The sequence below is a fragment of the Robinsoniella sp. RHS genome, from assembly GCF_001029355.1.
Classification (GTDB): Bacteria; Bacillota; Clostridia; order Lachnospirales; family Lachnospiraceae; genus Robinsoniella; species Robinsoniella peoriensis.
The window spans coordinates 90573-104568 of the sequence record NZ_JNGB01000003.1 but is presented as its reverse complement, the minus strand read 5'-3'; the positions used below and the strand labels follow the sequence as shown (position 1 = coordinate 104568).

General features: G+C 40.6%; 11 protein-coding genes. 9 read left to right on the top strand and 2 right to left on the bottom strand.

Going from position 1 to position 13996, the window contains the following annotated elements:
* Positions 1-34 precede the first annotated feature (34 nt).
* Together RHS_RS29910 and RHS_RS02285 are read left to right on the top strand one after the other, a co-directional pair.
* Positions 35-1633 carry a GGIII-like transmembrane region-containing protein gene (locus RHS_RS29910; protein ID WP_395021089.1) on the top strand — a complete coding sequence of 533 codons (1599 nt, stop codon included), beginning with the start codon at positions 35-37 and terminating at the stop codon, positions 1631-1633.
* Positions 1634-1650: 17 nt separating this feature from the next.
* Positions 1651-3030 (top strand): FtsX-like permease family protein, encoded by a 1380-nt coding sequence (locus RHS_RS02285; protein ID WP_047832215.1) that lies wholly within the window; start codon positions 1651-1653, stop codon positions 3028-3030.
* 490 nt (positions 3031-3520) lie between these two features.
* Here RHS_RS02285 and RHS_RS02275 read toward each other — a convergent pair whose 3' ends face one another.
* The gene (locus RHS_RS02275; protein WP_027294043.1) at positions 3521-4348 is read right to left on the bottom strand and encodes an AraC family transcriptional regulator; all 828 of its coding nucleotides are present in this window, start codon (positions 4346-4348) and stop codon (positions 3521-3523) included.
* A 403-nt stretch (positions 4349-4751) separates the two neighbouring features.
* Between RHS_RS02275 and RHS_RS02270 the strand changes: the two genes are divergently transcribed.
* From RHS_RS02270 to gnpA, 5 genes are all read left to right on the top strand, one after another.
* Positions 4752-6206 carry a carbohydrate ABC transporter substrate-binding protein gene (locus tag RHS_RS02270; RefSeq protein WP_047832213.1) on the top strand — a complete coding sequence of 485 codons (1455 nt, stop codon included), beginning with the start codon at positions 4752-4754 and terminating at the stop codon, positions 6204-6206.
* Between the two features lie 97 nt (positions 6207-6303).
* Complete coding sequence (locus tag RHS_RS02265; protein ID WP_027294045.1) at positions 6304-7203, top strand: carbohydrate ABC transporter permease; 900 nt, start codon at positions 6304-6306, stop codon at positions 7201-7203.
* Between the two features lie 14 nt (positions 7204-7217).
* Positions 7218-8102 (top strand): carbohydrate ABC transporter permease, encoded by an 885-nt coding sequence (locus RHS_RS02260; protein ID WP_027294046.1) that lies wholly within the window; start codon positions 7218-7220, stop codon positions 8100-8102.
* A 13-nt stretch (positions 8103-8115) separates the two neighbouring features.
* Entirely contained in the window at positions 8116-8295 is a 180-nt protein-coding gene (locus tag RHS_RS02255) for a DUF6903 family protein (protein ID WP_027294047.1), read from the top strand.
* Positions 8296-8335: 40 nt separating this feature from the next.
* Complete coding sequence (gene gnpA / locus RHS_RS02250) at positions 8336-10492, top strand: 1,3-beta-galactosyl-N-acetylhexosamine phosphorylase (RefSeq protein ID WP_027294048.1); 2157 nt, start codon at positions 8336-8338, stop codon at positions 10490-10492.
* Positions 10493-10565: 73 nt separating this feature from the next.
* On the opposite strand, the gene RHS_RS02245 is transcribed toward gnpA, so the two are convergent.
* Positions 10566-11057 carry a QueT transporter family protein gene (locus RHS_RS02245; RefSeq protein ID WP_047832212.1) on the bottom strand — a complete coding sequence of 164 codons (492 nt, stop codon included), beginning with the start codon at positions 11055-11057 and terminating at the stop codon, positions 10566-10568.
* Positions 11058-11327: 270 nt separating this feature from the next.
* On the opposite strand from RHS_RS02245, the gene RHS_RS02240 reads away from it, so the two are divergent.
* Together RHS_RS02240 and RHS_RS29905 are read left to right on the top strand one after the other, a co-directional pair.
* Positions 11328-12638, top strand: coding sequence for a DUF1002 domain-containing protein (locus RHS_RS02240; RefSeq protein ID WP_070041354.1), 1311 nt, complete (start codon positions 11328-11330; stop codon positions 12636-12638).
* Positions 12639-12670: 32 nt separating this feature from the next.
* Positions 12671-13615, top strand: coding sequence for an SGNH/GDSL hydrolase family protein (locus RHS_RS29905; RefSeq protein ID WP_052377788.1), 945 nt, complete (start codon positions 12671-12673; stop codon positions 13613-13615).
* Positions 13616-13996: the final 381 nt, after the last annotated feature.

Sequence of the window (13996 nt, the reverse complement as noted above, 5' to 3'; positions counted from 1 at the left end):
GAGAAAATAATCAGGAGGTTAAAAGGTGAAGGGAATGAATTTAAAGAAATATTTAAAGAAGATCGGTATCTGGGGGTTGATAATCAGCATTGCCATGGGGTATCCCGGTATTATAAGTGAAGCCAAAGAGGCAGCAAATCCGCCTGAGAAGCCGCCGGTTGCTGAATCATCAGGCAGTGAAGGGGCAAACAGTACAGAAACATCTGCAGAAGGGATTACAGAGCCAGTTACCGAAGAAACAAAGGGAGAAAATATTCCTGCAGTCTCCCCACCTGTAATCAGGATCAGCAGAAGAGAAATAAAAAAGCCGATTAAAGCGGGAAAATCATTTCAGACAGTTCTGATAGTGGAAAATAAAAGCAAAGAGCTGCCGATAGAAAATGCCCGATTAAGCGTTGAAACAGGAGAAGGGCTTTTGTCCCAGGAACTTACCGGTTCGCTGGACGTAGGAAAAGTAGGGGTGCAAAGCCAAAAGAGCTGTAAACTGCATCTGAAAACAGCAGAGGAGATTCAATCTGAAGTCCAGACCATTACCGTAACGCTTGAATACGATTACCAAACAACAGAAGGTATGATCCATGAGCAGAAAGTGGAAAAAATCATGATTCCCACGGTAGTATCAAAAAGACAGGGAACAGAAGAGCCAAATGATAGCCAGGAAGTTTTCAACCCATTGGAAGGATCCGGATCAGGAGATTCTTTTGGCGGGCAGCCGGCTCCGTCAGATGATAAAAAAAATATCGATACGCCGGTTCCCAATATAATCGTAAGCAAATATGAGTATGGGAAAAAAGTAACTGCAGGAAAAGAATTTCATTTGAAATTGCAGATAAAGAATACCAGTTCCATAACGGCGGCTGAAAATATGATTATGTCTCTGGAACTGGGGGATGCACTTGCAATTACCGATTCATCCAACTCCTTTTACATAGATAAAATAGGGCCAGGAGGGGTAATGGAAAAGGAAGTTACCATCAAAGCACTGGCAAATGGAAAGCCTGAAAATTCGAAAGTGGATATTAGTTTTAAGTATGAGTACGTGCATGACAAAACCCGCACCCAGGCAACATCCGCAGAAAAGCTCTCTATTCCGGTTATACAGCCGGACAGATTCAAGGTGAATGTGCCCCAGAGCCAGGAAGAAATGCATCAATTTGCGGAAGCTACTTTAAGTCTTCCCTATGTAAATAAAGGTAAAAGTGCCGTTTACAATGTAGAGGCTTCTCTGGAAGGGGATGTGGAAACAACGGAAAACTATAAGTATCTGGGGAATTTTGAATCCGGTTCCAACGGCACCATTGACTTTCTTATAACTCCGCAGAATATCGGAAAACAGGAGCTTCAGGTCAAAATTAAATATGAGGATTCTGCAAATAAATCAAGAACTATAAATATAGCGGTACCCATTAATGTGCTGGAGCCGCAAGATCCGGCAGGAGATATGAACTTTGGAGAGGAAGCCGCAATGGGAGAGGAACTTCCACCGGAAGGCGGTACAAATATGCTTTCTTACGCAGCAGGAGCCGGAGGACTCATACTGATTCTGATCATTGTCATTGCGGTTGTGAAGAAAAGGAAGCGAAAGAAAGCATTTCTGTACGAAGAGTTCGAGGAGCAGGATGATGATGAATAAACGGAGGTTTCAATAGAATGAAAATGTATGATAAACTTCGGATGTGTGCCAGAAACCTCTATCGGAGAAAAGGAAGAACTTTTCTGACCGTTTCGGGGGTCGTCATTGGCTGCTGTGCTATTATCATAATGATATCAATTGGTATAGGCATGAAAGAGTCTCAGGAGAAGATGCTTTCGGAAATGGGAGATCTGACCATGATTACGGTGATGCCCACACCCGGTAATCAAAAAGGGAAATTAAAGCTGGACGAGAAAGCGGTGAAAAGCCTTCAGGCTATAGAACACGTAGTTCTGGCGGCGCCTAAAGTAAGTTTAACCAGTGAGAATACGCTCATTGCCACCGGGAAAAATCATCGGTATCAGGGACAGGGAATCAGTATTATCGGAATGCCGGAGGACGCAATTGAAAAGCTGGGATATCGTTTGAAGGAAGGGGATTATCCGGGAAAGAAACCTTATGAAGTTCTGGCAGGGTCTGCATTTGCCTATCAGTTTGCGGATACGAAAAGACCGGACGGCAGCAATATGGTAGATTACTGGACCAATCCCGAGGCGAAGCCTTATTTTGAACCCCTGAAAGAAGAAATTAGTTTTTTAATGGAACAGGAGACATCCGGGAATGCCCCTTCTTCCGATATGGATAGTCCGCAAGGAGAAGAAACTAAAAAGTACAAAGAGCTGGCCGTTCTTAAGATCAGCGGGATCATGAAAGAGGATTTTGGAAAAGGAGAAGAGACCTCCGGAGGATTGATTATGAAGCTGAAAGACCTTCAGGCAATTCAAAAAATATTGACAAAAAATAAAAAAGTAAAAGCAGCGCCGGAATTTACCCAGGTTATGGTTCAGACGGACAATGTAGAAGAAGTGGGAAAAGTAGAGCAAACGATTAAAGACATGGGGTTTCAGACCAGCTCAATGGAAAGCATAAGGGAACCTATGGCTAAGGAAGCCAGGCAGAAACAGTTTATGCTGGGCGGCCTGGGAGCTATTTCCCTGCTGGTTGCTGCAATTGGTATTGCAAATACCATGATTATGTCTATTACCGAGCGAACCAGGGAAATCGGTATAATGAAATCCCTGGGCTGCTTTATCAGCGATATTAAAAGTATGTTCCTTATGGAAGCTGCAATCATCGGACTCCTGGGAGGAATCATTGGAATACTGGTAAGCTTTGCCGTATCCGTAATTATGAATATGTCTGCCCAGCATTTTGTATTTACCTCATTTGATGCCCTGGTAAATCTTTTGATGGAAAAAGGCAGCAGGACCTCTGTAATCCCATTGTGGCTGGCTGGGTTCTCAATGCTGTTCTCCACTCTGATCGGTGTTATCGCAGGCTATTATCCTGCGAATAAGGCAGTAAAGATATCAGCGTTAGAAGCGATGAAGTATTAGGACTACAGCGAACAATTTTATCTTGAATTTGGGTTTAGCTGATTAAGGGGACGCTTTGTAGATAGGTGTAGTGCGCGGAAAGAGGAGGGGGCGGGCCATGGCAGGCGTTTGGAAGGCTTACCGCAGAACTGGCATTTTCTAACCTTCCCGGAGCGCTTTTTGGCGGCACGCGGGCATTCACCGAGAAATCCTGATGCATTTCTCGGTTCAGTGCCCGCTTAGTATCCGATGGGAGCCAGTCGAATACTATCCGCCAAAAAACTGCTCAGATCTGCTATACGCCTTCCAAACGCCTGCCATGGTCCGCCCCCTTCTCTTTCCGGGATGCAGTTTATTGATACAAAGCTGGCTTTCTCCGCATGGTGGTACCCCGGGGTTGTGGCATGCCGGACGTTATTGGCATAGAACATATAAAATGCATAAAGCAGCTGATCTTCTCACTGCAGCTTGTTTCTTCATTCTACTACATATATTTTTGGTTACAGGAAATTTATGTTTTCTTCATCATCTTGCGGTAGTCTCCGGCGCTCATCCCACAGGCTTTTCGGAAACTCTGGGCAAAATAACTCTGAGAAGAAAAACCGGACAGCTGGGCAATTTCAGCAATGCTGTGATCGGTAGCGGTAAGCAGTTCTTTGCTGGCCTGTATCCGTTTTTCGCTCAGATAATTAATAGGTGAAAGTCCGTAGGAATCCGTAAAAGCGTGAGCAAAATAATATTTATTCAGATGAGCCATCTCCGCCAGGGTATCCAGTGTAATGTTATCGGAAATGTTGGAGTCGATATAACGCTTAATACGGCTGCATTCCCTGCTTGCTTTCTGGGCAGGAGCGATTTCAAATGCAAAATCTGCATGGCGGATCAGGTTAATAATTAAAACTTCAAGGAGATCCGCACAAACCAGTTCGTAATTTTTTTGCTTCTGTTCAATCTCCTGAAGCATAGAGGTAAAATAGAACATCATGTTATGTTTGTTGTTCTGACAGTTAAAAACCGTATATTCCTGATTATCGCCGAAAGAAAAACTAAGTCCTTCGACCCCCAAGATTACATATTCTAGAGGTGTGGTGTCGAGGGATTTTTCTGTATGTTCCAAATGCGGGTTGATTATTACCAGATCATCTTTTATAATGGGAAAGGATTTATCTTCAACAATAAAATTGCCGGCACCCTTTCGTACATAGAATAGTTCCGTGAAATAGTGAGAATGTTTAATGCTCGGCCAGTCTCCTTCATAGCGGGCAGAAGTTACATACAGCAGTTTTACCGGCATTTTTTCATGTCCTGATTCTGTCAGTTGATAGCGTGTATTTCCCATATTTTCTCCCTTCCAATTCATATAGTTATGGGGATTTTTCTGTCGTTTTCTGTCGAATGTTAAAAAATTTTTCCTATAATATTAGTTATATTGCGCTAATGAAAAAAATCCAATTTAGATATAATGATTATATCAGATGTCTTTTGTTATTACAATAAAATAATAAAACCAGATAAAACAGAAAAAAATTGTGCAATATATTGGGTGAATTGAAACTTTAGAGAGATAAAGTATAAAAAGTCTTGTGTAAAATGTATTTTATTTATTTAGAAGTAAAAAGCAATAAATATAAAATATGGAGCAATATATGTATTGATAAATCCCGTAATTTCGATTATTCTTAATGTACAAAGTAATGATGCGGCAACGTATCAAACATTTAAATTATTAGGAGGAAAATGTTATGAAGGCAAAAAAGGTAAAAAAAGTACTTTGTATGACTATGGCAGCAGCTATGACGCTTGGTCTTACAGCGTGTGGAAGTGGTAGTTCATCTGACACATCAGCAGCAAAAGATACAACCGCTGCAACAGAAGCAAAATCTGAGGCAGGAACAGATGCGGCAACAGAAGCTAAATCTGAAGCAGCTGATACCGAGCAGGCAGCTGATACAGCGGCAGCCGGAGAAGAGCAGACTCTGAAAGTAGCAGCAGTAGAAACAGCTTATGGACAAGATATGTGGAAAGAAGTTTGTGCAGCTTTCGAAAAAGCAAATCCTGGCGTTACAGTTGAATTAACCATTGACAAGAAATTAGAAGATATCATTACACCAGCAATGAAATCCGGTGATTATCCGGATGTTATCATGCGTCCTGTAGGCGGAGAATCTGCGTTGACAGAAACTTTTATTAAAGACAACAATATTGTTGACTTAACAGATGTTTTATCAATGACAGTTCCTGGCGAAGACAAAACAGTAGGTGATAAGATTCTTCCAGGTTTCGTTGACAACTCCATAACAAATCCTTATGGTGATGGCAAAACTTATCTTATGCCTATGTTCTATGGTCCTTGCGGATTATTCTATAATGAAGGGCTGTTAGAAGAAAAAGGCTGGACAGTTCCTACAACATGGGATGAAATGTGGGAATTAGGCGACAAAGCAAAAGCAGAAGGCATTGCATTATTTACATACCCTACAGCAGGATATTTTGATGCATTCTTCTATTCACTAATGCATGAAGCAATGGGCAACGACAATTTCCAGAAAGCACTTCGTTATGAAGAAGGTATCTGGGATACACCGGAAGCAAAAGAAGTATTTGATATTGTTGCTAAACTGGCTACATACACAGAAAGCACAACACCGGCAAATGCAAATGACAATGACTTCCGTAAGAATCAGCAGATGATTCTGGATAACAAAGCATTATTTATGCCAAATGGTAACTGGGTTATCGGTGAAATGGCAGATGCACCTCGTGCAGATGGTTTCAAATGGGGATTCACAGCTCTTCCGGCTGTAAAAGACGGTGGAGAACGCGCTTCTTACACATTCTTTGAGCAGGTTTGGATGCCTAAGGGAGCAGAAAACCAGGATCTTGGAAAACAGTTTATTGCTTATCTGTATACAGATGAAGCAGCTGGAATCTTCGCAGAAAAAGGCGGAGCAGTTCAGCCAATCCAGGGTATGGCAGACAAATTAGACGGCGATGCTAAACTTTACTACTCAATCTACGATACAGGTGCTGTTGCTGTTATGGACGCATTTGCAACTACAGATCCAGTAGAAGGTGTCACAGTTCGTACTACATTCTTCGATCCGATCAACTCACTGGTAAGTGGTGATAAGACCGTTGATGAATGGGTAGACCAGGTGAAAAAAGACAGCGATGCGCTGCGTGCAGCTTTAAAGTAACATTTATAAACGAAAAAACAGTCGGTGAATGAATGTTCACCGTCTGTTTTTTATCAGGCAGTATTACAGCTGCAAATTTAGAATTGGAGATGAAGCCATGAAAAATAGAAGAGGGAGAGGGAGATTCATATTCTTTTGTTTAGCTCCCGCCGTAATCCTGTTTATAATATTTATGATTATACCTACAATTGACGTATTCCGCATGTCTATGTTTAAATGGGGTGGATATACAGATGATAAAACTTTTGTGGGACTCCAGAATTTTCAAAAGCTGTTTCAGAGCGATAAGTTCTATCAGGCATTTCAAAATTCAGTATTATTAATTGTTCTTGTAACAATCGTTACTTTTTCACTGTCATTGATTTTTGCGGCTATGTTATCCCGTGAAAAGATTAAAGGACAAAATTTTTACAGAGTAATTTTCTACATACCGAACATTTTATCCGTAGTTGTTATCAGTGCTATTTTCTCAGCGATTTATGATCCGAATCTTGGTTTGTTAAATTCCTTTTTGAATCTGTTCAGAGGACAGGCAGGCGTTGATAATCCAACATTGTGGCTGGGAAATCAAAAAATCGTAATTTACAGTATTGTGATTGCAATGGTGTGGCAGGCAATTGGTTACTACATGGTTATGTATATGGCCAGTATGGCAAACATACCGGAGAGCTTATATGAATCTGCCAGCCTGGAAGGAGCAGGACGCATAACACAGTTTTTCTCCATTACACTTCCGCTGATCTGGACGAATATTCGTACAACGCTTACGTTCTTTATCATCAGTACCATCAATATGAGTTTCCTGTTCGTAAGAGCAATGACAAATGGCGGTCCTGATGGAGCATCCAGCGTATTTTTGAGTTACATGTACCAGGAGGCATATACAAATTCATCTTATGGATATGGTATGGCAATCGGCGTTATGGTATTCTTATTCTCATTTGCCCTGGCTGCAATTCTGAATGGGGTAACAAAACGTGAAGAACTGGAATTTTAAGGAGGTGGATTGGAATGAAAAATGATCAGAAATCAAGTGGTTCAAAAGTTTATAAAGCGGTCATCTATATTGTATTAACAATATTAGCAATCGTAATTATCGTTCCGGTTGCCTGGGTATTTATTGCTTCTATTAAGCAAAATTCTGAGTTTTATGGAAATCCATGGTCCATACCGGAAGGTATACATCTGCAAAACTTTGTGGATGCCTGGCAGAAAGCCAACATGGGGTCTTACATGTTAAATTCAGCAATCGTTACCGTAGTTGCAATTGTTCTTTTGGTTGTGATTGCACTTCCGGCTGCATATGTTCTTGCCAGATTTAAATTTAAATCCAGCGCATTCTGGAATATTATATTTATGGCCGGTTTGTTTATCAATGTTAACTATATCGTAGTGCCGATTTTCTTAATGCTGAATAATGGAGATAAGATAGCCCGCGGAATCTTAGGACATCCGTTTTTCCTGAATAATCTGTTTATTTTATCAATCGTTTATGCAGCTACAGCACTTCCTTTTACCATTTACCTTCTGTCTGGATATTTTAAATCACTGGCAAAGGATTATGAAGAAGCTGCTTATGTGGATGGCGCCGGCTACTGCCGCACCATGGTACAGGTTATCATGCCCATGGCAAAACCAAGTGTTGTAACCGTCATCTTATTTAACTTCCTTGCATTCTGGAATGAATATATTATTTCTATGACATTGCTTACTAAGCCGGAGATCAAGACTCTGCCTGTGGGCCTTATGAACCTTATGGCGGCTCAGAAATCAGCAGTTGAGTATGGCCAGATGTATGCCGGACTTGTAATTGTTATGATTCCGACACTGGTTCTCTATATGTGCGTCCAGAAGAAGCTGACCCAGGGAATGACACTTGGCGGCCTGAAAGGATAAGGGGGATAATATTATGAATGAAACAACAAAAAAAGTAATCACCGGCATAATAGTCTTCATTATATTTGTAGTCTGCGTATCACTGATTGTGATCGGGCAGAAAAATGTAGGCGCACCCTGGTTGTGTATGATGCTGGTGGGTCTGGCAGGGCTGGTTTTCTTACTTTGGCTTTATAACAGAAAATATAAATAAACGGGGCGCAGGCTCCGGATAATTTAGGAGGACTTTTTATATGAACCAAAAGCAAGGTCGTGTTACGATACCAACCGACATAGATGTAATTCCGGAAACTCTAAAAGTCATGAAACGCTGGGGAGCAGATGCGATCCGGGATTGTGACGGTACAGATTTCCCGGCAGAACTTCGTGATGTGGATGCTAAAATTTACTCTACTTATTATACGACCCGTAAAGATAATAGCTGGGCGATGGCAAATCCGGAAGAGATACAGCAGATGTATCTGATGACACCGTTTTATACAGCAAAAGAAAATCAATTATCCATTCATCTGATGAAAGGATTATATCCGGATATGCTGACACCCAATTGCAGGGATGATATCAAACGCTGGTGGGAAGTAATTGACCGAACTACTGGCGAAGCAGTTTCGACAGATGCCTGGAGCTATGATGAAGCAACTGGAGATGTGACACTTAAGGCAGTTCCGTTCCATGATTATACGGTTAGTTTTCTGGCTTATATCATGTGGGATCCGGTACATATGTATAATGCAGTAACGAATGACTGGAAGGATGTAGAACATCAGATTACTTTTGATGTAAGACAGCCAAAGACTCATGCCTATACTTTAGACAGACTTAAAAAATTTATCGAGGACCATCCTTACGTAAATGTACTTCGATTCACTACATTTTTTCATCAGTTCACCTTAGTATTTGATGAACTGGCCAGAGAAAAATATGTAGACTGGTATGGCTATTCCGCATCGGTGAGTCCATATATTCTGGAACAGTTTGAAAAGGAAATGGGATACCCGTTCCGCCCGGAATATATTATCGATCAGGGTTATTATAATAACCAATACCGCATACCCACAAAGGAATTCCAGGATTTCCAGGCATTCCAGAGAAGGGAAGTTGCCAAAATTGTAAAAGAAATGGTAGAACTTACCCATGAATGCGGGAAAGAAGCAATGATGTTCTTAGGAGACCACTGGATTGGAACAGAACCATTTATGGAAGAATTCAAGTCTTTGGGACTGGATGCGGTGGTAGGAAGTGTTGGAAATGGTTCTACCCTTCGCCTGATCAGTGATATTGAGGGTGTGAAATATACAGAAGGCAGACTTTTGCCATACTTCTTCCCGGACACTTTTTGTGAAGGAAAAGATCCTGTAAAGGAAGCAAAAGAAGGCTGGGTAACTGCAAGACGTGCTATTTTAAGAAAGCCTGTTGACCGTATCGGTTATGGCGGATATCTGAAACTGGCGCTGGAATTTCCGGAATTTGTCGATTATGTAGAGGATGTCTGCGAAGAATTCAGGACACTTTATGAAAATATCAAAGGCACAGTTCCTTATTGTATTAAAAAAGTTGCAGTCTTAAACTGCTGGGGTAAAATGAGAGCCTGGGGATGTCATATGGTTCATCATGCACTTTACTACAAACAGAATTATTCGTATGCCGGTGTAATCGAGGCATTGGCTGGTGCACCATTTGACGTAAAGTTCATTAGTTTCCAGGATATCAAAGAAAATCCCGGGATTCTCAATGATATTGATGTGATTCTGAACGTAGGCGATGCAGATACAGCACATACCGGCGGTGAATGGTGGTGCGATCCGGAAATTGCTGCCAGTATTAAAAAGTTTGTACACAATGGCGGCGGTATTATCGGTGTTGGCGAACCTACTGCCCATCAGGAAAATGGACGTTTCATTCAATTGGCAAATGTGTTCGGTGTAGAAGAAGAACGGGGATTCACCCTTGGCTATGATAAATATAACTGGGAAAACCACAAACATTTTATTATGGAAGATTCCGGAGAAGTGATTGATTTTGGCGAAGGCAAGAAAAATATGTTCGCACTGGAAGGAACCCAGGTACTTGTTCAGCGGGAAAAAGAAGTGCAGCTGGCAGTCAATGAATTCGGAAAGGGACGTGCCGTTTATATCAGCGGACTTCCTTACAGCTTTGAAAACAGCCGTATGCTCTACCGCTCAATCTTATGGAGTACCCATGATGAAGAAAATATCCATAATTGGTTTAGTACGAATTATAATGTTGAGGTTCATGCTTACATAAAAAATGGTAAATACTGCGTGGTCAACAACACATATGAACCACAGGAAACCGTTGTTTACCGTGGAGACGGAAGCAGCTTCAACCTTAGTATGGAAGCGAACGAAATAAAATGGTATAAGATTTAAGCACATAAAAAGAGCCCATTCAGGCTCTTTTTATGTATTTTCCATGACTATTGGCATGAAAACTGTAAAAGATTCAACTTACCCATTTTCGAAAAATAATATGTTTATAGTTATCCAGCACGTTAAGTACAATAAGTCCCAGGACTGCACACGAGAGAACTTCTCCGATTCCCACTGTAAGCATCATCAGTGGAATTGGTAAATTGATGCCGTATCCATAATAAAGGACAAAAGGCACAACCAAAGTATTGGCAATAATTGGTGGAAGCACAACCAGATATTTTCTGCGTCGGAGCAAATAAGAACAGTATGCTGCAATTAGTGTTGCAAAGCTGCCGCACACAATATCGATGGGAATTGCACCGCTGATCAGATTACCAAATATACATCCAATAAATAATCCCGGAATTGCAGCCGGAGTAAAAAAAGGCAGGATTGTCAGCGCCTCTGATATCCGGACCTGGATGCTGGCAAATCCGAATGGGGCAAACAGGACTGTCAACACTACATAGATCGCAGCAATTATGGACGCCTGTGCCATAAATAATACTTTTTTGTTTCTCATAATTTTCTCCTTTAGTTTTGTTTTAAATGAGGAAGGTTTCGAACTCATTATGGTAAGTAGTAACTGAAGATACACGCTCTAGTATTATAACTCTTTTGAAGGTAAAATAAAAGTTAATTTTATTATGGAAAACTTAAGAATAAACCAGATGATAGTAAAAATTCACAAAATATGGTACAATAATGGACATCTGTAAGCAGACAGACCAGTTCGTGTCTGAAGTGCTTTAACAAGATGCAGGGATTCTAAATCTCGGATTGGAGGAGAAACGTGAAGAAAAAATTATTGAAAATGACAGTGGCGGCATTTTGCCTGTCTTGTCTGGTATCGATCACTGCCTTTGCAGACAGCAGTAAGGTGGTGACTCTTGGAGCGAATCTGTCTCAGGAACAAAAAGATACGATGTTTAAATACTTTGGAGTAGAGAAAAATGCGGTTGAGGTAATCGAAGTAAATAATACAGAAGAGCGCCAGTATCTGGAAGGGATTGCTTCCGAAGAGGTAATTGGGACAAGGACTTACAGCTGTGCCTATATTGAACCGACAACTTCCGGCGGAATACAGGTAAAAACAGCAAATCTGACCTGGGTTACCAGTAATATGATTGCATCTACTCTGACAACAGCCGGCGTTACAAATTGTAATGTGGTTGCGGCATGCCCCATCGAAGTATCGGGTACGGGAGCATTGACTGGAATTTTAAAAGCGTATGAAAAAGCTTCCGATGGCACATTAAGCGAAGAAAAAAAGCAGCTTGCCACGGATGAACTGATTCAGACCGGAGAGCTTGGTGATACGATCGGAAAAGATAAAGCTATCCAGTTGATCAATGGTGTGAAAATGGAAGTGATCAAAGGCGAAGTAACCAGTCCGGAGGAAATAAAAGGGATTGTTGAAAAGGCAGCAAGTGAAGCTTCTGTTACACTTACCGGAGAACAGGTTGCATCTCTTACTTCCCTGATGGAAAAAATCGGTGCACAGGATTATGACTATGAATCCCTAAAAGATACTTTAAACCGGGTAGAAAATAATGTAAAAGATGCCCTGGATAATGCATCGGAGGAACAAAAGAACTTCTTTTCAAAGTTATGGGATTCTATAAAGAATTTCTTTTCAAATTTGTTTGATAAAGAAGAAAGTAATCAGGAATCCGAGACGCTTGCACCGGATAATATTCTAAACAACACCAATGATTCTATCCTTGGAGATGTTGTGGGAGATGCCACAAATGATCAGGCAAATCCAACAACTGAAGGAGAAAATGAAACGAAAAAAACTGAATCAGGAGCGGTCTTGGAAACAGACTCAGCATCACAAACAGAGACGGTAAATGCATCAGAAATTCAGACAAATAGTATGGAAACAAACATGGAAACTACTGAGAATAGTACAATAGAAAATCCGGCAGATTCCGAAAGTATGGATAGCCAGACCGGTACTGAAATTACTCCGGAAGAAAATGAATCAGGCAGTATAAATGCTGCGGATCAGACGGAATCTTCATCAGAATCAGATACTGCTGCAAAGGCAGAAAACTTAATTGATAAATTTATCAATTGGATAAAAGGATTGTTTCAATAATAATTAAATTTTAGGATCAGGGGCGTTTATTTATGAAAAAAAGAATCCATTTAGCTGTTACATTTATGATTGTTTTTTCAGCAGGAATGTATCAAAATTCAATGACTGTCTGGGCAAGTGACCTTCCATTTAATCTCCGGTTTGGAACAGGAATAGAAACAAAAGCGAATCTAGATTTAATAATAAAAAATACGATCATTATACCTCAGGCATCTGCAAAACCAGTGGAAATATCAGAAAAAAGTCCAGATACTGATGAAGGCAGTCCACTGCCTTTTGATCTCAGTACGGAACTTGGTATTCAGACAAAAGAAGAGTTGGATGAAGCCATAAAAGAGGAAGGTCCCCAGTTAGTACTGCGCCAGGAAGATGAGGAAGAAAGTAAACAGACCGGCGATGCTGAAAATGCTGAAAACACCGAAGGAACGGGGAAAAAAGAGACAGCAGAGTCGGAATTTTCAAGAGATCAGCTTCAGGTATACGATAAGGTTATCATGGTTGGAGATTCCAGATTTGTAGGTATGAGTTCGGCTGCGAATCATCCTTTATGTCAGTGGATCTGCGAGGTCAGCATGGGTTATGACTGGCTGGTATCGGAAGCGGCACCGGTGATAGATGCCAGCATTGTACCAAATTGTGCGATCGTCATAAATCTTGGTGTAAATGATGTTTACCGGCCGGGTGATTATGCTGGATATTTAAATAGTAAAATTGACGGTTGGGTTGGCGCAGGAGCAGATGTGTATTTTATGTCTGTTAATCCGGTTGTGGATGGTTATGGCGGCAGTGTGACAAATGCCGCAGTAGAACAATTTAATAGTACGATGACAGCAACACTTTCACAAAAAATAGGATATATTGATACTTATAAATATTTAATTGAGAATGGGTATGGAACAGCGGATGGCCTTCATTATGACGCATCCACCTACGCTGCTATTTTAAATTATTGTTTAAGACAGCTGCGGGTTCCCTGAATAAAATAAGTCTGCAATCTTTCTAATTATGTATCTGAGTCTGAGAAAAACCGACAGCAAATTTCAGTAGTTAAACTGATTTTTGCTGCCGGTTTTTTTGCTCATATTTCGTATAATTTAGCTGCAGATAATGCAAATTTAAAATACAAAATGAATAGAAAGAATTCTTGGAGACAGGTACGGGAAAAAGACAGATAATGAAGGGATTTAGCACAAAATTAGAGTTGGTAAAAATGTGCAATTAGTGCAAAAAAAGGAAACGAATATACAAATAAATATATACTATAGAAATGTTATAATAGTTTCAATGATAAAAACAGCTATATAAAACGCGCAATATCATTAAAAAATAGGCAATATGTATAGCATAAGTTTCGGTCA

Bases quoted from the DNA above. Each gene is read 5' to 3' on its own strand.
- RHS_RS29910 (WP_395021089.1), top strand. From the start codon at position 35: ATGAATTTAAAGAAATATTTAAAGAAGATCGGTATCTGGGGGTTGATA.
- RHS_RS02285 (WP_047832215.1), top strand. From the start codon at position 1,651: ATGAAAATGTATGATAAACTTCGGATGTGTGCCAGAAACCTCTATCGG.
- RHS_RS02275 (WP_027294043.1), bottom strand. From the start codon at position 4,348: ATGGGAAATACACGCTATCAACTGACAGAATCAGGACATGAAAAAATG.
- RHS_RS02270 (WP_047832213.1), top strand. From the start codon at position 4,752: ATGAAGGCAAAAAAGGTAAAAAAAGTACTTTGTATGACTATGGCAGCA.
- RHS_RS02265 (WP_027294045.1), top strand. From the start codon at position 6,304: ATGAAAAATAGAAGAGGGAGAGGGAGATTCATATTCTTTTGTTTAGCT.
- RHS_RS02260 (WP_027294046.1), top strand. From the start codon at position 7,218: ATGAAAAATGATCAGAAATCAAGTGGTTCAAAAGTTTATAAAGCGGTC.
- RHS_RS02255 (WP_027294047.1), top strand. From the start codon at position 8,116: ATGAATGAAACAACAAAAAAAGTAATCACCGGCATAATAGTCTTCATT.
- gnpA (WP_027294048.1), top strand. From the start codon at position 8,336: ATGAACCAAAAGCAAGGTCGTGTTACGATACCAACCGACATAGATGTA.
- RHS_RS02245 (WP_047832212.1), bottom strand. From the start codon at position 11,057: ATGAGAAACAAAAAAGTATTATTTATGGCACAGGCGTCCATAATTGCT.
- RHS_RS29905 (WP_052377788.1), top strand. From the start codon at position 12,671: ATGAAAAAAAGAATCCATTTAGCTGTTACATTTATGATTGTTTTTTCA.